The organism is Janibacter terrae NBRC 107853 (assembly GCF_001591405.1).
Classification (GTDB): Bacteria; Actinomycetota; Actinomycetes; order Actinomycetales; family Dermatophilaceae; genus Janibacter; species Janibacter terrae.
In genome coordinates this window covers 19120-38085 of sequence record NZ_BCUV01000008.1, presented here as the reverse complement: position 1 = coordinate 38085, position 18966 = coordinate 19120, and the positions used below count along the sequence as shown (strand labels likewise).

16 protein-coding genes are annotated in these 18966 nt (G+C 70.6%); 10 read left to right on the top strand and 6 right to left on the bottom strand.

Going from position 1 to position 18966, the window contains the following annotated elements:
• Positions 1-19: 19 nt before the first annotated feature.
• From JT1_RS16550 to JT1_RS16510, 9 genes are all read left to right on the top strand, one after another.
• On the top strand, positions 20-1669 hold the full coding sequence (locus JT1_RS16550; RefSeq protein WP_068329526.1) for an acetolactate synthase: 1650 nt from the start codon (positions 20-22) through the stop codon (positions 1667-1669).
• Positions 1670-1732: 63 nt separating this feature from the next.
• On the top strand, positions 1733-2950 hold the full coding sequence (locus JT1_RS16545; RefSeq protein WP_068329523.1) for a pyridoxal phosphate-dependent aminotransferase: 1218 nt from the start codon (positions 1733-1735) through the stop codon (positions 2948-2950).
• Positions 2947-3369, top strand: coding sequence for a fluoride efflux transporter FluC (locus JT1_RS16540; protein ID WP_068329519.1), 423 nt, complete (start codon positions 2947-2949; stop codon positions 3367-3369). Before JT1_RS16545 ends, JT1_RS16540 begins: the two co-directional genes overlap by 4 nt.
• Positions 3366-3722: a fluoride efflux transporter FluC gene (locus tag JT1_RS16535; protein WP_068329516.1), complete on the top strand. Its 357-nt coding sequence runs from the start codon at positions 3366-3368 to the stop codon at positions 3720-3722. Before JT1_RS16540 ends, JT1_RS16535 begins: the two co-directional genes overlap by 4 nt.
• Before the next feature lie 29 nt (positions 3723-3751).
• A complete protein-coding gene (locus JT1_RS16530) occupies positions 3752-4249 on the top strand; it encodes a MarR family winged helix-turn-helix transcriptional regulator (RefSeq protein ID WP_068329513.1) in 498 nt (165 codons plus the stop codon).
• 259 nt (positions 4250-4508) lie between these two features.
• Positions 4509-7775, top strand: coding sequence for a fused isobutyryl-CoA mutase/GTPase IcmF (icmF, locus tag JT1_RS16525; RefSeq protein ID WP_068329510.1), 3267 nt, complete (start codon positions 4509-4511; stop codon positions 7773-7775).
• A complete protein-coding gene (locus tag JT1_RS16520) occupies positions 7772-8137 on the top strand; it encodes a YidH family protein (RefSeq protein WP_068329507.1) in 366 nt (121 codons plus the stop codon). Before icmF ends, JT1_RS16520 begins: the two co-directional genes overlap by 4 nt.
• A 7-nt stretch (positions 8138-8144) precedes the next feature.
• Positions 8145-8471: a DUF202 domain-containing protein gene (locus JT1_RS16515; protein WP_068329504.1), complete on the top strand. Its 327-nt coding sequence runs from the start codon at positions 8145-8147 to the stop codon at positions 8469-8471.
• Positions 8468-9247: a helical backbone metal receptor gene (locus JT1_RS16510; protein WP_068329497.1), complete on the top strand. Its 780-nt coding sequence runs from the start codon at positions 8468-8470 to the stop codon at positions 9245-9247. The genes JT1_RS16515 and JT1_RS16510 overlap by 4 nt, the downstream gene beginning before the upstream one ends.
• 25 nt (positions 9248-9272) lie before the next feature.
• Here the strand turns inward: JT1_RS16510 and JT1_RS16505 are convergent, their stop codons facing one another.
• The 4 genes from JT1_RS16505 to JT1_RS16490 all read right to left on the bottom strand — a co-directional run bounded on the left by JT1_RS16505 (position 9273) and on the right by JT1_RS16490 (position 14567).
• Positions 9273-10997, bottom strand: coding sequence for a S8 family serine peptidase (locus tag JT1_RS16505; RefSeq protein WP_169702080.1), 1725 nt, complete (start codon positions 10995-10997; stop codon positions 9273-9275).
• A 101-nt stretch (positions 10998-11098) separates the two neighbouring features.
• Complete coding sequence (locus tag JT1_RS16500; protein ID WP_068329492.1) at positions 11099-11896, bottom strand: ParA family protein; 798 nt, start codon at positions 11894-11896, stop codon at positions 11099-11101.
• Between the two features lie 31 nt (positions 11897-11927).
• Entirely contained in the window at positions 11928-13196 is a 1269-nt protein-coding gene (locus tag JT1_RS16495) for an acyl-CoA dehydrogenase family protein (RefSeq protein WP_068329490.1), read from the bottom strand.
• Positions 13197-13241: 45 nt separating this feature from the next.
• The gene (locus JT1_RS16490) at positions 13242-14567 is read right to left on the bottom strand and encodes an acyl-CoA dehydrogenase family protein (protein ID WP_169702079.1); all 1326 of its coding nucleotides are present in this window, start codon (positions 14565-14567) and stop codon (positions 13242-13244) included.
• 253 nt (positions 14568-14820) lie between these two features.
• Between JT1_RS16490 and JT1_RS16485 the strand changes: the two genes are divergently transcribed.
• Entirely contained in the window at positions 14821-16662 is a 1842-nt protein-coding gene (locus JT1_RS16485; protein WP_068329487.1) for a phosphoenolpyruvate carboxykinase (GTP), read from the top strand.
• Between the two features lie 714 nt (positions 16663-17376).
• Here the strand turns inward: JT1_RS16485 and JT1_RS18060 are convergent.
• The gene (locus JT1_RS18060; protein ID WP_169702078.1) at positions 17377-18123 is read right to left on the bottom strand and encodes a hypothetical protein; all 747 of its coding nucleotides are present in this window, start codon (positions 18121-18123) and stop codon (positions 17377-17379) included.
• 99 nt (positions 18124-18222) lie between these two features.
• Positions 18223-18666: a hypothetical protein gene (locus JT1_RS18605; protein WP_174522861.1), complete on the bottom strand. Its 444-nt coding sequence runs from the start codon at positions 18664-18666 to the stop codon at positions 18223-18225.
• Positions 18667-18966 lie beyond the last annotated feature (300 nt).

Sequence of the window (18966 nt, the reverse complement as noted above, 5' to 3'; positions counted from 1 at the left end):
AAGAGTAACCTAGGGGCGCATGGAGCACTTCGACGAGGTCAGCGGCGGCGCGTGCGCCGTCTCCGCCGCGGCGGCGCACGGGGTGAGCACGATGTTCACGCTCACGGGCGCCCACGTGTTCCCGTTCTACGACGGCGCGGTCCGCGCCGAGCCGCCGATGCGCCTGCTCGACGTGCGCCACGAGCAGACCGCGGTCTTCGCGGCCGAGGCGATGGGCAAGCTGACCCGCACACCCGGCCTGGCAGTGCTCACCGCCGGCCCCGGCGTCACCAACGGGATCAGCGCCATCACCCAGGCGCACTTCTCGGGCTCCCCCCTCGTCGTCCTCGGCGGCCGGGCGGCATCCTTCTCGTGGGGAAGGGGGGCGCTCCAGGAGCTCGACCACCCCCGCCTGCTCGGGCCGGTCACCAAGCGCGCGGCGACGGTCGGCTCGGTCGACGAGATCGCCGACGAGGTCGACGAGGCCTTCCACCTCGCGGCGGCGCCGCACCGGGGCCCGGTCTTCCTCGACATCCCGATGGACGAGCTCTTCGGCGACGCCGAGGGGGCGCCGGTCGAGGCGAGCGCGCCCCTGCCCCAGCAGCCGACGAGCGGTGACGTCGACGCCGTCGCCGGGCTCGTGGCCCGCGCCGAACGTCCGCTGCTCGTCCTCGGCACCGACGTGTGGAGCGACGGCGCGGAGGAGTCGGCGCTGCGCCTCGTCGAGGAGCTCGGCCTGCCGACCCTGACCAACGGCATGGGCCGTGGCATCCTCCCCGGCGGGCACCCGCTGCTCGTCGGCAGGGCGCGCAGGACCGCTGTCGGCGAGTGCGACCTCGCGGTCGTCGTCGGCACACCGCTCGACTTCCGGCTCGCCTACGGGCAGTTCGGCGGCCTCGGAGGAGCGGACGCGCAGGTCGTGCACATCGCCGACTCCCTCGGGCAGGTCAGCTCGCACGCGGAGCCGGCGGCGAGCGCCTCCGGTGACCTCACGCTCGTCCTCGACGCCCTGCTCGCCGCGGTCACGGCACGCGGCCACGCGGACTGGACGGCCTGGACGGACCGGCTCGCCGAGGAGGCCGCCGGCCGCGCGAGCCGGGACCGGGAGCTGCTGACGAGCGCGGTCTCGCCCGCGCACCCGGCCCGCATCTACGGGGAGCTGCTCCCCCGCCTCGCGGAGGACGCGGTCGTCATCGGCGACGGCGGCGACTTCGTCTCCTGGGCCGGGCGGTTCGTCGAGCCGCAACGTCCGGGCGGGTGGCTGGACCCCGGCCCCTTCGGCTGCCTCGGCGCCGGCCTCGGTGCGGCGATCGCGGCCCGGGTGGCCCGCCCTTCGTCCCAGGTCGTGCTGCTCCTCGGCGACGGGGCCTCCGGCCTGTCGCTCATGGACGTCGACACGCTCGTGCGGCACGACCTCCCGGTCGTCATCGTCATGGGCAACAACAGCGCGTGGGGGCTGGAGAAGCAGCCGATGCAGATGCTCTACGGCTACGACGTCGCCACCGACCTCGCCCCCCGGACCCGCTACGACCAGGTGGTCACGGCGCTCGGCGGTGCCGGTGAGCTCGTCACGGACCCGGCGCAGATCGGGCCGGCCCTCGACCGGGCCTTCGCCGCCGGCGTGCCGTACCTCGTCAACATCGTCACGGACCCGCAGATCCCCTACCCCCGCTCGACGACGGGGATGTAGCCCGCCGGGTCCGTCGGCCGGTCGTTGCCGGGCATCGGCCCCTCTCCCTGAGAGACTGACGCCATGCGCCAGATCCGCCAGAGCCGCAAGCTGAAGGACGTGCGTTACGACGTGCGCGGCCCCATCCTCGTCGAGGCCCAGCGCCTCGAGGCCGAGGGCCACAAGATCCTCAAGCTCAACATCGGCAACACCGCCCCCTTCGGCTTCGAGGCCCCCGAGGCGATCGTCGCCGACATGACCCGGCACCTGCCCGGCTCGCAGGGCTACGTCGACAGCAAGGGGATCTACTCGGCCCGCACCGCGGTGGCGCAGTACTACCAGTCGCGCGGGCTGCGGGAGACGACCGTCGAGGACGTCTACATCGGCAACGGCGTGTCCGAGCTGATCTCGATGGTGCTGCAGGCCTTCGTCGACAACGGCAACGAGATCCTCATCCCGGCACCGGACTACCCGCTGTGGACCGGCGCCGTCTCGCTCGCCGGCGGCACGCCCGTGCACTACCGGTGCGACGAGGGCAACGGGTGGAACCCCGACCTGGCGGACATCGAGTCCAAGATCACCGACAACACCCACGCGCTCGTCATCATCAACCCCAACAACCCGACGGGTGCGGTCTACTCGCCGGAGATCGTCCGCGGGCTCGTCGACATCGCGCGGCGTCATGATCTCGTCGTCATGGCCGACGAGATCTACGAGAAGATCATCTTCGACGACGCCGTCCACCACCACGCCGCCGAGTACGCCGACGACGACGTGCTGTGCCTGACCTTCTCCGGCCTGTCCAAGGCCTACCGGGTCTGCGGGTACCGCGCCGGCTGGGTGATGATCTCGGGGCCGAAGCACCTGGCGGCGGACTTCCTGGAGGGTCTCACCCTCCTGGCCAACATGCGGATGTGCGCGAACGTGCCGGCCCAACACGCGATCCAGACGGCGCTCGGCGGGTACCAGTCGATCAACGAGCTGATCGTCCCCGGCGGTCGGTACCACGACCAGATCAAGCTCGCCTCGCGCCTGCTCAACGAGATCCCGGGCGTCAGCTGCGTCGAGCCGAGGGGCGCGCTCTACTGCTTCCCGAGGCTCGACCCGGAGGTCTACCGGATCGACGACGACGAGGCCTTCGTCATCGAGCTGCTGCGCGCCAAGAAGATCCTCGTCACCCACGGCACCGGCTTCAACTGGCCGGACACCGACCACTTCCGTCTGGTGACCCTGCCCGACGAGGACGTCCTCACCGAGGCGATCGGACGTATCGCGGAGTTCCTCGAGACCCAGCGGGCATGAGCCGGGCCCCGGGGGAAGGGTGGACCCTCCTCGCCGTCGCCGCGGGCGGCGTCCTCGGCTCGCTCGGGCGCTGGGCGGTCTCCTCGGCGGCCGGAGCCCCGTGGGGCACGGTGGTCGTCAACCTCACCGGCGCCCTCACGCTCGGCCTGCTCGTCGCGTGGCTCGGTGCGGCGCAGCGGCACCCGCTCGTGCGGCCCTTCGTCGCCGTCGGGCTGCTCGGCGGCTGGACGACTTACTCGACGTTGGCGCTCGACGGGCACGCACTCGCGACCGACGGTCTCGGCGGCCTGCTCGGCTACCTCGCGCTCACCCTCGGGCTCGGTGTCGGTGCGGCGCTCGCCGGGCTCGTCATCGGCGAGCGGCTCTGGCACACACCGCCGCTCGTCGACGACACCGCGATCGACCAGGAGGAGCTGTGACCGCGCTGCTCGTCGCGCTCGGCGCGGCCCTCGGGGCCGCGTCCCGACACCTGGTGATGACCTCCCTTCGCGCCCGGGGTGCGACGCCCGCGGGAGGCGTGCTCGCGGTCAACGCCACCGGTTCGCTCCTGCTCGGGCTCGTCGCCGGGCATGCCTCCGGCGGCTCCTCCGGCTGGTTGCTCCCTCTCGCGGGGATCGGGTTCTGCGGGGCCTTCACGACCTTCGCCACGCACGCGGTCGAGGTCGCCTCGGCGGCCCGCTCCGGGCGCCCCCGCCACGCGGTCGCCGACGTCGTCCTCAACCTCGCCCTCGGCCTGGCCCTCGTCTCCCTCGGCTGGTGGCTGGCCTCCTGAGGTTGCATGGACGTCCTAGGATCTCCTGCATGACCGACCGGGACCCCATCGCCGCGGCCCACGACCAGTGGGTCGCCCACGGGTGGGACGACGCCGCCGACGGCATGGCCCTGATCACCTCGATCACCCGGGCCAACCAGCTGCTCGTCGAGCGCATCGAGACCGCCCTGCGCCCGCACGAGCTGAGCTTCGCCCGGTACGAGATCCTGCGACTGCTCGCCTTCAGCCGACGTCGGTCCATGCCGATGAGTCGCCTCGGCTCGCTCCTCCAGGTGCATGCGACGAGCGTGACGAGTGCCGTGGCGCGGCTCGAGGCGCACGGGCTCGTCGAGCGGCTGCGCCGCGAGACCGACCGACGGGTCGTCCTCGCCTCGCTCACCCGCGCCGGCGAGGAGCGCGTCGAGGCCGCGACCGCCGACCTCAACGCGTGCGTGTTCCGCTCGCCGGGGCTCGCGGCGGACGAGGTGCGTTCTGCGACCGCGCTGCTCGGCTCCCTTCGCGCGGCGCACGGCGACACCGTGGAGTGACCCTTCGCGACGCTTGCTGCGCAAGCTCCTCAGGGAGCGAGGGGCAGACCGCCTGCGCAAGCTCCTCAGGGAGCGAGGGGCAGACCGCCTGCGCAAGCTCCTCAGGGAGCGAGGGGAAGCCCGCGAGCGCGAGCTCCTCAGGGAGCGAGGGGCAGACCGCCTGCGCAAGCTCCTCAGGGAGCGAGGGCGGGGGTTTCGGCATTTACTTGGATGTCCTAGTATTTGTCCGTACCGGCTCCCCGACGACGAGGACTCACCGATGGCTGCGCCTGCCACGCCCGAGCTGCACTCCCCGACCCACCCGGTCCGTTTCGTGACCGCGTCCGCGCTCTTCGACGGGCACGACGCATCGATCAACATCATGCGACGGATCATGCAGAGCCAGGGGGCGGAGGTCGTCCACCTCGGTCACAACCGCTCCGTCCAGGAGGTCGTCGACGCGGCGATCGACGAGGACGTCCAGGGCGTCGCCGTCTCGTCCTACCAGGGCGGGCACGTCGAGTACTTCGAGTACCTGACGCAGCTGCTGCGCGAGCAGGGCGCGGGTCACGTCAAGGTCTTCGGCGGCGGTGGCGGCGTCATCGTCCCCGAGGAGATCGACCGGTTGCGCGAGGCGGGTGTGCGCATCTTCTCCCCCGAGGACGGCCAGCGGCTCGGCCTGCCCGGCATGATCAACACGCTCATCCGGGACTGCGACACCGACGTGTGGGAGGAGGGCCCCGTCGCCCTCGAGCCGGTCCTCGCCGGCGAGCGCGCCGCCGTCGCCCGCGCCATCTCCGGCGCCGAGCTCGGCCACCTCGACGAGGCCTTCCTCGGCGGCATCGCGGAGGCGGCACGTCGATCCTCCGCCCCCGTCCTCGGTCTCACCGGCACCGGCGGCTCGGGCAAGTCCTCGCTCACCGACGAGCTCGTCCGCCGCTTCCGCGTCGACCAGCAGGACAAGCTGCGCATCGCCGTCATCGCGGTCGACCCGACCCGCCGCAAGGGCGGCGGTGCCCTCCTCGGCGACCGGATCCGGATGAACTCCCTCGGCGAGTCCACGTCCGGCGCCTCCCCCGTGTTCTTCCGCTCGCTCGCCACCCGCGGCGACCGCGAGGTCCCCGACTCGCTGCAGACCGTCATCGACATCATCAAGGCGGCCGGCTACGACCTCGTCATCGTGGAGACGCCCGGCATCGGGCAGGGCGACGCCGCGATCATCCCCTTCGTCGACGTGCCGATGTACGTCATGACGCCGGAGTTCGGCGCGGCCAGCCAGCTGGAGAAGATCGACATGCTCGACTTCGCCGAGGTGGTCGCGATCAACAAGTTCGAGCGCCGTGGCGCGGCCGACGCACTGCGTGACGTCGCGCGCCAGCTCGTGCGCAACCGCGAGGCCTTCGGCCAGCGTCCCGAGGACATGCCGGTCTTCGGCACCTCGGCCGCGACCTTCAACGACGACGGCGTCACCGCGCTGTACCACCACGTCCGGGACCTGCTCACCGACAAGGGGCTGCACGTCGAGGAGGGCCAGCTCGCACCGGTCGCGACGAAGTACTCCACCCGCTTCGACCAGCTCGTGCCCGCCACCAGGGTGCGCTACCTCGCCGAGATCGCCGAGACCGTGCGTGGGTACCACGCCGAGACCGCGCGGCTCGCCGAGACCGCGCGTCGCGTGCAGCGGCTCGCGCTCGTCGACGACGAGCTGACCGCGGCCGGCAAGGACGGTCACGGCGTCGACGAGCTGCTCGATGCCGCCCGCACGACCCTCCCCGCGGAGATCGGCGAGCAGATCGAGGCCTGGCCGAGCGTCGTCGAGTCCTACTCGGGCGACGAGCAGGTCGTGACGATCCGGGGACGAAAAGAGCCTGTGCGCACACGCCTTTTCAAGGAGTCGCTGTCGGGCAACAAGATCTCCCGCGTCGCGCTCCCCCGGACCACCGACCACGGCGAGCTCGTGAGCTTCTGGCGCCGGGAGAACCTCCCCGGCCGCTTCCCCTTCACCGCCGGCGTCTTCCCGTTCAAGCGGGACAACGAGGACCCGGCGCGCATGTTCGCCGGCGAGGGCGACCCCTTCCGCACCAACCGCCGGTTCAAGCTGCTCTCCGAGGGGCAGCCCGCCACGCGCCTGTCGACTGCCTTCGACTCCGTGACCCTCTACGGTCGCGACCCCGGCGAGCGCCCGGACATCTACGGCAAGGTCGGCACCTCCGGCGTCTCCGTCGCGACCCTCGAGGACATGAAGGCGCTGTATTCGGGCTTCGACCTGCTCTCCCCCTCGACGAGCGTGTCGATGACCATCAACGGCCCCGCGCCGACGGTCCTCGCCTTCTTCCTCAACACCGCGATCGACCAGCAGGTCGACGCCTTCCGCGAGCGCGAGGGCCGCGAGCCCTCCGCCGCCGAGGCCGAGGAGCTGCGCGCCCACGCGCTGCACAACGTCCGCGGCACCGTCCAGGCGGACATCCTCAAGGAGGACCAGGGGCAGAACACCTGCCTCTTCTCCACCGAGTTCTCGCTGCGGATGATGGCCGACATCCAGGAGTGGTTCATCGAGCAGCAAGTGCGCAACTTCTACTCGGTCTCGATCTCCGGGTACCACATCGCCGAGGCCGGGGCGAACCCCATCAGCCAGCTCGCCTTCACCCTCGCGAACGGGTTCACCTACGTCGAGACCTACCTCGCGCGCGGCATGGACATCAACGACTTCGCGCCCAACCTGTCCTTCTTCTTCTCCTCCGGCATGGACCCGGAGTACGCGGTCCTCGGCCGGGTCGCCCGCCGCATCTGGGCCGTGGCGATGAAGGAGAAGTACGGGGCCAACGAGCGCAGCCAGAAGCTGAAGTACCACATCCAGACCTCCGGCCGGTCGCTGCACGCGCAGGAGATGGACTTCAACGACATCCGCACGACGCTGCAGGCGCTCAACGCGCTCTACGACAACGCCAACAGCCTGCACACCAACGCCTACGACGAGGCCGTCACCACCCCGTCGACGGAGTCGGTGCGCCGGGCGCTCGCGATCCAGCTGATCATCAGCCGCGAGTGGGGCGTCTCCTTCAACGAGAACCCCCTCCAGGGCAGCTACCTCATGGACGAGCTCACCGACCTCGTCGAGGAGGCCGTGCTCGTCGAGTTCGACCGGATCAGCGACCGCGGTGGCGTCCTCGGCGCCATGGAGACCGGGTACCAGCGGGGCAGGATCCAGGACGAGTCGATGCTCTACGAGCACCGCAAGCACGACGGCACGCTGCCGATCATCGGCGTCAACACCTTCCTCCGCGAGGACGGGTCGAAGGGGGAGGCCGACGAGATCGAGCTCGCCCGCGCCACCGAGTCCGAGAAGGTCTCGCAGCTGCAGCGCGTACGCGCGTACCAGGAGACGCACCGCGAGGAGGCCGAGCAGGCGATCGCCCGCCTCAAGGAGGCGGCGACCACCGATGCCAACGTCTTCGACGTCCTGATGGACGCCGCGCGCGTGTGCAGCCTGCAGCAGGTGACCGACGCCTTCTTCGAGGTCGGCGGGCAGTACCGTCGCAACGTGTGAGCACTGATCGCTGGCCGTCGCAGGTGTACGGCGAAGGGGAGGAACCGGACTACCGCTTCTCCCTCGCCAACGAGCGGACCTTCCTCGCATGGCTGCGCACGACGCTCGCGCTGCTCGCCGCGGGGGTGGCCGTCGACGTGCTCGACCTCGGGGCGCCCGAGGCGATCACGCGCGGGCTGGCGGCGATGCTGCTCGTCCTCGGCGCGCTCTGCCCGGTCCTGGCCTTCCTCCGGTGGGCGATGGCCGAGCGCGCCATGCGCCGCGCCGAGCCCCTGCCCTCCCTCGGCGTGGCGGCCGCCGTCGTCACGGGCGTCATCCTCGTGGCGGCGGCCGTGCTCACCGTCGTCGTGGCGGGGAGGTGAGCCGGGGATGAGCGAGCTCGCGCGGTCGGCGCCGCACGGCGCCCAGCCGGAGCGCACCGCGCTGGCCTGGCAGCGGACCGCCCTCGCGGCCGCCGCCGGCGCGGCGATCATCGCCCGGCACACCTCCGGTCAGCTCGGCCCCGCGGCGCTCGTCATCATGCTCGCCACCCTGGGGCTGGCGGGCGCAGCCTTCGTGCTCGGCCGGCGGCGGTACGCCGCCGCGCCGGTCGAGCCCTCCCGACGACGTGACGGCCGGGCCCCCTTCGCGCTGGCCCTGGCGATCTCGGCGATGGCGCTCAGCGAGCTGCTCGCCCTCGCCCTGGCGGGGCGATGACCGCTCGCGACGACCTGGACGCCCCGGTCGACCTCCCTTCGCCCCTGCAGCGGGTCGTCTCGCTCGTGCCGAGCCTCACCGAGGCGATCGCCGCGACCTGCCCGGAGCGCCTCGTCGGGGCGACGGACTGGTGCACGTACCCCACCGACCTCGCGGTCGCGCGGGTGCGCGGGACGAAGAACCCCGACCTGCGTGCGATCGCCGGGCTCTCCCCCGACCTCGTCGTGGCCAACAAGGAGGAGAACCGCGAGCTCGACGTGCGCCGCCTCCGCGAGCGCGGGACCACCGTCTGGGTCACCGACATCGAGACCGTGCCGCAGGCGATCACGTCGATGCGCCGTCTCTTCACCGAGGCGCTCGACCTCGCCGCGCCGGCCTGGCTCGAGCGCGCCGACGAGGTGTGGTCGGCTCCCCCGCCGGCCGACCGCGGTCGGGTGGTCGTCCCGATCTGGCGCGACCCGTGGATGGTCGTCGGCCCCCGGACCTACACGACCGACCTGCTCAGCAGGCTCGGCTGGACCAACGCCTGCGCGGGGCCGGACGCAGACCCGTCGCAGCGCTACCCGCACGTCGAGCTCGCGGACATCGACCGCGAGGACGTCGACCTCGTCCTCCTGCCCGACGAGCCCTACGTCTTCACGCCCGAGGACGGCCCGGAGGCCTTCGAGCGGGTACCGACCCGGCTCGTCAGCGGCCGACTGCTCACCTGGTACGGCCCGGCGATGGTCGAGGCGTACGAGCTGTTGGCGCACGAAGGGCCGGACACCTCGCGGTGACCGGCCCTCCTGCGGTGGTGGCGCGTCAGCGCTTCTTCGGCGCGACCGCGGCGTAGGCATTGATGATGCCGTCGCCGTAGAAGCCGTTGAAGTCCTCGTCACCGACGCACTCCGCCGTGTAGGCGGCGGGCAGACCCGGGTAGACGAAGGTGCGCGGCTCCGGGCAGGCCTTGTTGCGGGCCGAGCCCATCAGGATGTCGCGGGTGGTGTCCGCGTCGAGACCGAAGCCCTCCTTGCCCTCGACCTTGCCGTAGCGGCTGACGATGAGCGCCGAGACGCCCGCGGCGTGCGGTGAGGCCATCGAGGTGCCCTGGTAGTACTCGTAGTACCCGCAGGCCTCCTTGCCCTTGACCGTGCCGCAGTCCTTGAAGACGTAGCCCTCACCGAACTCCGTGATGTTGCCGTCCTCGTCGACCGAGCCCTCGGACTTCACGACGTTCTCCGGGACGGAGGAGAGGATCAGGTTGGCCGGGCTGCGGTAGTCCGGGGTCCCGAAGTACTCGCGGGAGTCACCACCGGGGGCGCTGACCTCGATCTCGCCGGACTGCAGGTCCGTCGTGTAGTTCGAGTAGTAGGACTTGCGCTCCGACGGGCCCACGGCCGAGACACCGATGACCTCGGGCCCCTCGACCGGCAGGTCGTAGCAGCTCGCGTTGTCGATGGTCCGCGGGTGGGCGGCACCCTCCGGGTAGTCGGGGCTGGAGTCGTCGAAGGTGACATTGGCCAGGTCCTCCGCGGAGTTGCCGAGGGCACCGACCATCGTGACGTCCTTGGAGTGCGCGTACCGCAGGGCCCGGGACATCGACTCGATGATCATGTCCTGCTCGGCGGCCTCCTCCGGCGTGTCCTCCGGGGCACCGCCCACGCAGTTGTACGCCCACGGGTCGACGTAGAAGCTCATGTTGACCACGTCGAGCCCTGCGTCGGCCGAGTAGGTGAGGGCGTTGACGGTCGGGCCGACGAAGAAGTAGCCCGAGTCCTGGCCGGCACGCGCGTTGACGATCGAGACGTCGGGGGCGACGCCCGAGACGCCGATGCCGTTCTTCGCGGCCGCGACGGTGCCGGCGACGTGCGTGCCGTGGCCACCGTTGTCGACGTCGGCCGGGTCGACACAGGACTCGACCTCGCAGGGACCGTCGACGTCGGGCATGTCTGTGGTGAAGTTGCGCGAGAGCTTGTGGTCGAAGTTCGGCGCGATGTCCGGGTGGCTCGCGTCGACGCCGGTGTCGATGATGCCGACCTTGACGCGGTTGTCGCCGGACTCGATCGCCTGCGCCTGCGGCGCCTGGATCATGTCCATGCCCCACAGCTTGTCGTCGAGCGGGTCCGGGCCGCCCTTGGCGTCGGCCTTGGTAGCCCCACCCTTGGCCTTGACCCGGTCGGGGCGCTCGACACCGTCCTTCTTCTTCGGCTGCGGTGAGCGACCGACGACGCCCTCGTCCGCGGCGCCGAAGACACCGCTCATGCCACGGGCCTTGGCCGCGAACCGGGTGTCGGTCGAGGTGAGCGTGACCATGCCGACGGCTTCGTTGACCGAGGTGATCTTCGCTCCCTTCGCCTTGAGACGGGCGGCGAGCGCCTTGGCGCTGCCGCCGCGGTCCGCCAGGACCACGTAGTGCTTGGCGGGGCCCGTGGTCGAGCTCACTCCACTGTCCACGGTGGGCGCAGCGGCGGCAGTGGTGGTCGCCGCCAATCCGGTCAGCCCGAGCGCGCAGGCGCCCAGGGCCGAGACCATGCGTGTGTGTCGCATGAATTTCCTCCCAGAGTTTGGTCCCGGACGTCAGCCGGGCATGCAGGCCACGATATGACGCGAGTCACACCGATGGGGCCGAAGCAGCGTCCCTTCTCGACCTACCGCCCGGCGGTGCGGCGAGCGGCACGCAGGGCGTGCGCCAGGATCCCGTCGAAGAGCCCCGCGACCTCACGCGCCCCGGAGCCGCGGAAGGCGTGGATCGGGGCGTAGGCGCCCTGGGCGCGCTGCACGGACGTGCGCTCGGGGATGTGCTGGGAGAGCACGAGAGGACCGAAGAGCGAGGTCAGCTCCTCGACGCGGTACTGGTGCTCGCCGATGTGCGCGCGCACGCGGTTGATGACGATGCCGAGCGGCTGCAGCCGCGGCGCGAGGGAGGTGCGCACCTCGTGCACGGCCCGCAGGGCCCGGTCGGCGGCCGCGATCGCGAAGACACCGGGCTCGGTGACGATCACGGCTCGGTCGGCCGCGGCGAGGCCGATGCGCGTCAGGCCACCCAGCGACGGGGGGCAGTCGACGATGACGAGGTCGTACTCGTCGTCGACCTTGTCGAGCACGGTGCGAAGGGAGGTCAGCCCACGGCTGGAGAGGTCGGTCCGGTCGAGCCGGGCCAGGTCCAGGCCGCCGACGACCACGTCGATCGGCGCCGCCGCGCCCTCGCTCCAGTGACTGCGCCGGGTGGCGGCGCGCAGGTTGCGACGGCGCGGCTCCTCGATGACCAGGGCGCTGCTCGAGGTGACCTCGTCCTCGATGTCGAGCCCGGCCGTCGAGTCCCCCTGCGGGTCGAGGTCGACGACGAGGGTGCGCAGCCCGGCCTCACGGGCGGCCGAGGTCATCCCGAGGGTCACGGACGTCTTGCCGACCCCGCCCTTGAGACTGCACACCGCGATGACCACCACGTCCGCATCCTAGGCGCGGCGCGGCCTCGGACTACTTGAGCTCCTTGCTCGAGTACCCGAGGATGCGCCGGGCGACGACGAGCAGCTGGATCTGCTGCGTCCCCTCGAAGATGTCGAGGATCTTGCAGTCGCGGGCCCACTTCTCGAGCAGCTCGGTCTCGGCGTACCCGGTGGCGCCCGCCAGCTCGACGCACGCGAGCGCGACGTCGACGCAGGTGCGGCCCGCCTTGGCCTTCGCCATGGAGGCCTCCATGGAGTTCGGCTTGCCGTTGTCCGCCATCCAGGCCGCACGCAGCGTCAGCAGGTAGGCGCTCTGGTAGTCGGCCTCCATCTCGATGAGATTCGCGGCCGCAGCGGACTGGACGTTGCCCGGGCGGTCCCAGTCGACCGCGACGCCGGCCTCCCGGAGGAGCTCGGTGGTCCGGTCGAGCGAGGCGCGGGTCAGGCCCAGGGCCATCGCCGCGACGAGCGGCCGGGTGTTGTCGAAGGTCTGCATCGCGCCGCCGAAGCCGCCCTCGATCCTGATCTCCGGGTCGCCGAGCAGGTCCTCGGCGGGCACCCGGCAGTCGTCGAGGACGAAGGCCGCGGTGTCGGAGGCCCGGATGCCGAGCTTGTGCTCGAGACGCACGAGCTGCAGCCCGGGGTTCTCCCGGCTGACGACGAAGGACTTGATCGCCGTCTTGCCGAGGCTGCGGTCGAGCGTCGCCCACACGACGACCAGCTCGGCGCGCTCGCCGGAGGTGACGAAGATCTTCTCGCCGTTGAGGACGTACTCGTCGCCGTCCTTGACCGCCGTGGTGCGGATGGCGCCGGAGTCGGAGCCGACGTCGGGCTCGGTGATCGCCATGGCGGCCCACTTGCCCGCGTAGCGCGCCTTCTGCTCGTCGTTGGCGACGGCCGCGATGGCAGCGTTGCCGAGGCCCTGGCGCGGGATCGACAGCGTCAGGCCGACGTCGCCGCGGCAGGTCTCCAGGATGGACAGGACGGAGGAGATGTTGGAGCCGTTGCGGTTGGCGGAGTCCTCACGCGTGCCGGCCCTGCGCCCGGAGCCGACGGCTGCGACGTCGCCCTCCTGGGCACCGCCGTCCTCGGCGCGGGTCGAGGAGGACGCACCGGCCCCCTGGCCGGCGCCACCGTCGGCCATGCCGTCGATGACGGCCGAGACGAGGTCGAGCTCGGCGGGGTACTCGTGCTCCGCTCGGTCGTACTTGCGCGAGATGGGCCAGAAGACCTCCTCGGCCATGCCGCGCGCCTGGGCGACGAGGGGGCGGAACTTCTTCGGAACCTCGAGGTCGATCATGATCGTGTCCTTCGTGTCAGGTCGGGATGAGGAAGGGGGGCGCGCTCAGACGAGCAGCGTGCCCTCGAGGACCCCGGCGCCCCGCAGGTCGCGGTACCAGCGCTCGTTGTCGAACTCCTTGACGAAGCCGTGGCCGCCGAGCAGCTGCACGCCGCTCGAGCCGATCCACGTGGCGTGGCGGCTGACGAGGCTGCGGGCCTGGGCGATCTCGGCGGAGGCGTCCTCACCGCGGTCGAGGCGGGCGGCGGCCTTCCAGACGACGAGGCGCAGGCCGGCCAGCTCGATGGCGATGTCGGAGACGGTGAAAGCGACTGCCTGGCGGTACCCGATGGGCTCGCCGAAGGCCTTGCGCTCCTTGACGTACCCGCTCACGTGGTCCAGGACCGCCTGCGAGGTGCCGACGGCGGCCGCGGCCCACGCCAGACGCGCCCGGCGCACGGCATCGGCGTGGTCCTCGGTGGTGCCGAGCAGGTCGGACCGCGGGACGCGTACGCCCTCCAGGAAGAGGCGCGCGGTAGTGGCGGCGCGGACACCCATGGCGGGGTCGTCCTGCGTCTGCACGCCCTCGGTGCCCGGCGTGACGATGACGAGACGGGGCTCGCCGTCGATCGCCGCGGAGACGACGAAGAGGTCTGCGGCGCTCGCCCCGGGCACGATCGCCTTGATGCCGTCGAGGACGATCTCGTCGCCCTCGACCCGACCGGTGGTCCGCAACGCGAAGGGGTCGAACAGCGGCTGCGGCTCGTGGAGGGCGAGGGCTGCGGTGGGCGGGTCCTCGCTGGTGAACTCGGGCAGGTAGGTGGCCTGCTGGTCGGCGTCGCCGTAGCTGGCGATGGCCGTCGCGACCGCGGCGGGGGCCATGATCGCGGTGGTGATGCCCATGTCCCCGCGGGCGAGCTCCTCCAGCACGATCGCGCCGGTCACGGCGGAGCGCTCCTCGGCGATGCCCTCGAGCTCGGCGGGGACACCGAGGAGGTGCAGGCCCATCTCGGCGGCCGCGGTGCGGACCTCGGCGGGGATGGTGCGCTCGGCGTCCGCCTGCGCCGCCGCCGGCCGGATGACCTCGTCCGCGAGCTCGCGCGCGACGCCCTGGATCATCCGCTGGTCCTCACTGGGCGTGAGGTCGAACAGGGCCCTGGGCTTGGCCGGCGCGACGCGCGCGGGGTCGCCCGCTCCCTGCCGCTCGGCGAAGGCCCGCCCGGCGGCGGTCTGGGCCTTGAACCCGGTGACGGCGCCCTTGTACAGGTACCGCTCGACCTTGGCGCGCACCTCCTTGTCCTTCAGGCCGGGGAGACCGCCGGCCTTGGCGATCAGGCGCAGGCCAAGTCGCTGGCCCTTGTCGGCCAAGGACATCGAGTCGGTGGAAGCCATCTGGGTGATTCCCCTTCGCGCAGGTCGTGGGTGGTGCGGGAAAGTGTGCGGTACCGACGGTACCTGCTACAGGTGGTATCGGTAAACCCGTGGGTCACTACGGGTCGAGGGCGCGTCGGGGGCGTGCGTGAGATCACCCCCCGCCCCGCAGGCCCTCCCCCTCTGCCCGGTCACAGGGCGGTAACCTGCCCGCAACCGGGAGAACCCGCGAGGGACCGCCCGAACACCAGAGCACGTGAGAGGGAAACACAGCATGGTCGACGTCGACGCCGCGCTTGACGCGTCAGGTCTCACCAACGAGGCCGTTCGCGAGTACGTGAAGCACTGGGCCGAGATCACCCAGCCGGACAGGATCGAGGTGGTCAGCGCCGCCGACGACGACCGGCTCATCGCCGAGGCCGTCGAGGCCGGCGAGCTGCTCCCCGCAGGCGAGGGCCGCTACTACTCCCGCTCCTACTCCAAGGACACCGCCCGCTCCGAGGAGCGGACGATCGTCGCGACGAACGACGAGAAGGACAAGGGCGTCTACAACAACTGGCGTCCCGCCTCGGAGATGAAGGCGAAGCTGACCGAGCTCATGCGCGGCCAGTCCAAGGGCAAGACGATGTACGTCCTGCCCTACCTCATGTCCCCCAAGGGCAACGTGCTCGCGCAGTGGGCCACCGGTGTCGAGCTCACCGACTCCCGCCCCGTCGTGCTCCACATGATCCGCATGTCGCGGGTCGGCCTCGAGCACGTCAACGACCTGCCGGTCCAGGACGACTTCGTCCGCGCCGTCCACGTCACCGGCGACCTCGAGAACCTCGGCCAGGGCACGCCCGACGACAAGCGCTACTTCGTGACCGTCGCCGACGAGCGCACGATCCTGCACTTCGGCTCCTCGTACGGCGGCAACGCGCTCCTGGGCAAGATCGCCCACGGGCTGCGCCAGGGCGCGTACGACGGGTGGGCGACGAAGAAGTTCCTCGCCGAGCAGTACATGCTCATCGGCATCTCCGACAAGCAGACCGGCAAGCGCTACCACATCACCGGTGGCTTCCCGAGCGCCTCGGGCAAGACCAACCTGGCGATGATGCTGCCCCCGGACGCACTCGGGGACCGCTACCAGGTCGACTTCTACGGCGACGACATCGCGTGGCTGTGGGTCGACGAGCAGACCGGCAAGCTCATGGGCATGAACCCGGAGTACGGCGTCTTCGGTGTCGCCAAGGACACCAACGAGACGACCAACCCGACCGCGCTGCACTCGGTCGACCCGGGCACGAAGGTCATCTTCACCAACATCGCGTACAACCCGAAGACCGAGGAGGTCTGGTGGGAGGGCCGCACGCCCGAGCCGCCGGCCGACGTCGACGGGTGGCTGGACTGGAAGGGCGAGGCGATCTCCGACCGCGAGCCGGGCGACACCTCGCCGTGGGCGCACCCCAACAGCCGCTTCACGACGACGCTGGCCAATGTCCCGAACGCCGCGCCTGACTTCGACGAGCCCGAGGGCGTCGAGATCGACGCCATCATCTTCGGTGGTCGCACGCGTGACCGCGAGCCGCTGATCCGCGCGATCACCGACCTCGCCGAGGGCGTGTACGACGGCCTGACGCTGGGTGCCGAGGCCACGGCCGCGGCCGAGGGCGTCGAGGGCCAGCTGCGCTACGACCCGATGTCCAACCGGCCCTTCATGGCCTACGGCGAGGGCGACTACGCGCGCCACTACCTCGACATCGTCGGTGCCGCCAAGAACCAGCCGCTCTTCGCGCACGTCAACTGGTTCCAGAAGGACCCGGAGGACGGTCACTACCTGTGGCCCGGCTACCGGGAGAACCTGCGTCCGCTCCTGTGGCTCATGGCTCTCAAGGACGGCGAGGTCAAGGGTCGCCAGACGCCGGTCGGCATCCTCCCGACGCAGGACGAGCTCGAGCTGCTCGGCCTCGACCTGCCGCAGGAGGACCTCGACCGCATCCTCGACATCGACGTGCCGCGCTGGCAGCAGGAGATGGGCTTCCGCGAGGCGCACCTCAAGGCCTTCGAGCGCCTGCCGGAGGAGATCTGGGAGGCCCACCGTCGCGTGGCCTCCGACCTGGACAACGCCCAGGGCTGATCCGCCCCACGCACCGACGAGGCCCCGCTCCCCTGACGAAGGGGGGCGGGGCCTCGTCGTGCACCGGAGGCCCGGGAACGAGTCAGGCCCTGCCGCGTCTCCGCTGGCAGGGCCTGTTCCGTCTGTCTCAACACAGAGTGCGCCCGAAGGGATTCGAACCCCTAACCTTCTGATCCGTAGGCTCCTCCAGGGCCGAACTGGGGCACACCATGCACTGAGATCGCGGAGCGACGGCAACGGTTGTCTCGACCTGTTGCGACGGCGAAGCCTCTGGTTGCTGTCATGGCTGCTGTCAAAGTCGGGCGGAGCTACCCGGCGACCCGATAGCGGAGCAGAGCCGGTCGGAGCGGGTTCGGGTCAAGCGGCCGGGATACACGGTCAGGTGTGGATCGCAGGCGCGGAGCGCGTCCCGGATGGTGCATTCGGTGGCCGCTTGAGCCGTGCCCGTGCAGGCCGGATGGTGTAGCACCGGGTCGGTGGTTCGGAAGTGGAGGGGCGCTCGGTGAGGCGATCACCGGGTGCCTCTTCTTGTGCTCGGTCGGCGACGAAGGGCGTGCAGGTGGGGGTGCGCGGAGGGCGAGGAACGAGCCCGGAGCGCGGGGGTCCCCACCGGAGCGGCCGAAGGAAGCCGGCCGGGCGCGGGCCGGAGGCCCGCCTTGAGTCAGTAGAGAAAGTCCTCACGATGAAGTGTTAGCCACCGCTGTCGCCTGTACGTCATTCAGTCGCTTCCGAGCGCAGTTCGTTGTCATTCGACTGGACGAGATCGATGGGACCGAGGAAACGGGTGAAGTTTTCGGGGTGTTCGAGTTGAGCTTGTGCTTGGTCGACGTTCATTGCGTCTGAGTGTCCTGCGATCGTCGTTGCGATGTCGAGGCGTTCTGGGTTGCTGACAAGAACGTTCCACTGGACCTGAACTGAGCGGTCGGTCGCCAGCTCCGTCAACACCTCGGGCGGCAGGCGGCGAGAGGCAGCGGCAGCCGATCTCACGGCAGCGCGCCCGTCCCTTGCGAGTGTCACGAGGACGTCGAGTGGCAACGCACTGTTCGAGGCCAGGCTGGCTCTGACCGCGGGATGGGGGTCGCGGGCGAGTCTTCGCATCACCTCGTCGTCGGTGGCTACCAAGGAGAGTTGCTCTCTCACGGAATGGGCCGGGTCCTGGAGGACCTGCTGGACCTGCGCCCGATTCAAATCGTCGCGCTGCGCGGCGAGTCCACGGACGTCTGGATCAGAGCTGGACAAGGCGATACGAAGCGCTTCCGCGGTCGGGTTATCCACCACGGCAAATCGGACTTGCCATCGGTCATCTTCGACGAGCTGGGCTAGAACTTCCGGAGGTGTCGATGGGTTCTCCGCGGCTGCTGCGCGAACCTTCGGCGATCTGTCAATCGACGCGGCGAGCAGGTCGGTCTCGCCTGCGCGCGGATCCCCCGCAATTAGGGCCCGGTCATTGATCGAAGGCACAACTTCCACCCTTCCTGGGTATCCCGGTGCGACCGGCGTTCAACTGCCTCGCGGCGCGGGACTCCCTCATTCTGCAGGACCCGTGGGAGAGTCGACCCCTCACACCCCCACCTTGAACTCGCCGATGACAGTGCTCCCATCACTTGCATAAACGGGCACGGTCTCGCGCACCGGCTTAGCCGTGGCTGCTGCCTCTGGGCTGATGGGTGCAGGGTCGGCGGCATCGAGCTCGCTCTTGCGCACGTAGCCCGCCTTGCCGTTGGTGGCCACCGCCGCGATCAAGTCGGGCACCTCAGCTGCAGAGCTGGCGTCGAGTTCCGACCCGTATGACTCGCCTCGGGAGTTGACGCCGGAATCAGCTGCGTTGTCACGAGCCTCTCCGTGAGGCGCATCCTTGAAGGGGGGTGCGATGGTCCGGGTGGTCGACTCGGCCCCCGACTGCGGGCGTGGCTCGGACGAATTGGCGGCTGTCGCGAACGTCAGAGCCACGACGGCCCCTGCCGTGATCGCGCCCGCCGCGATAAACGCAGACATGCGCTTCATCCTGGCTCCCCCTCCAGTGGTGGTCATCCGGCTCGGCATCGAGCGGATGAACTCCCTGTTCAAGATACGGGCGTTCTCATAGCTCGACAAGGGCCCTAGTCATGAGCTGGTCGCTCGACTCGGAACAAGGGCCACCGTGTGCGGTGACGAGGGCACAAACGAGCGCTGCTCCCCGCGCGACTCCCCGAACGTTGACGTATGGGCATTCGCCGAAGATGATTCCGATGGTGCCCACGTACACCGTCAATTGTCGTGACCTTCTCGAGCCTGTGCTCGGTGAGCCTCTCGCCCGTCCTCCGC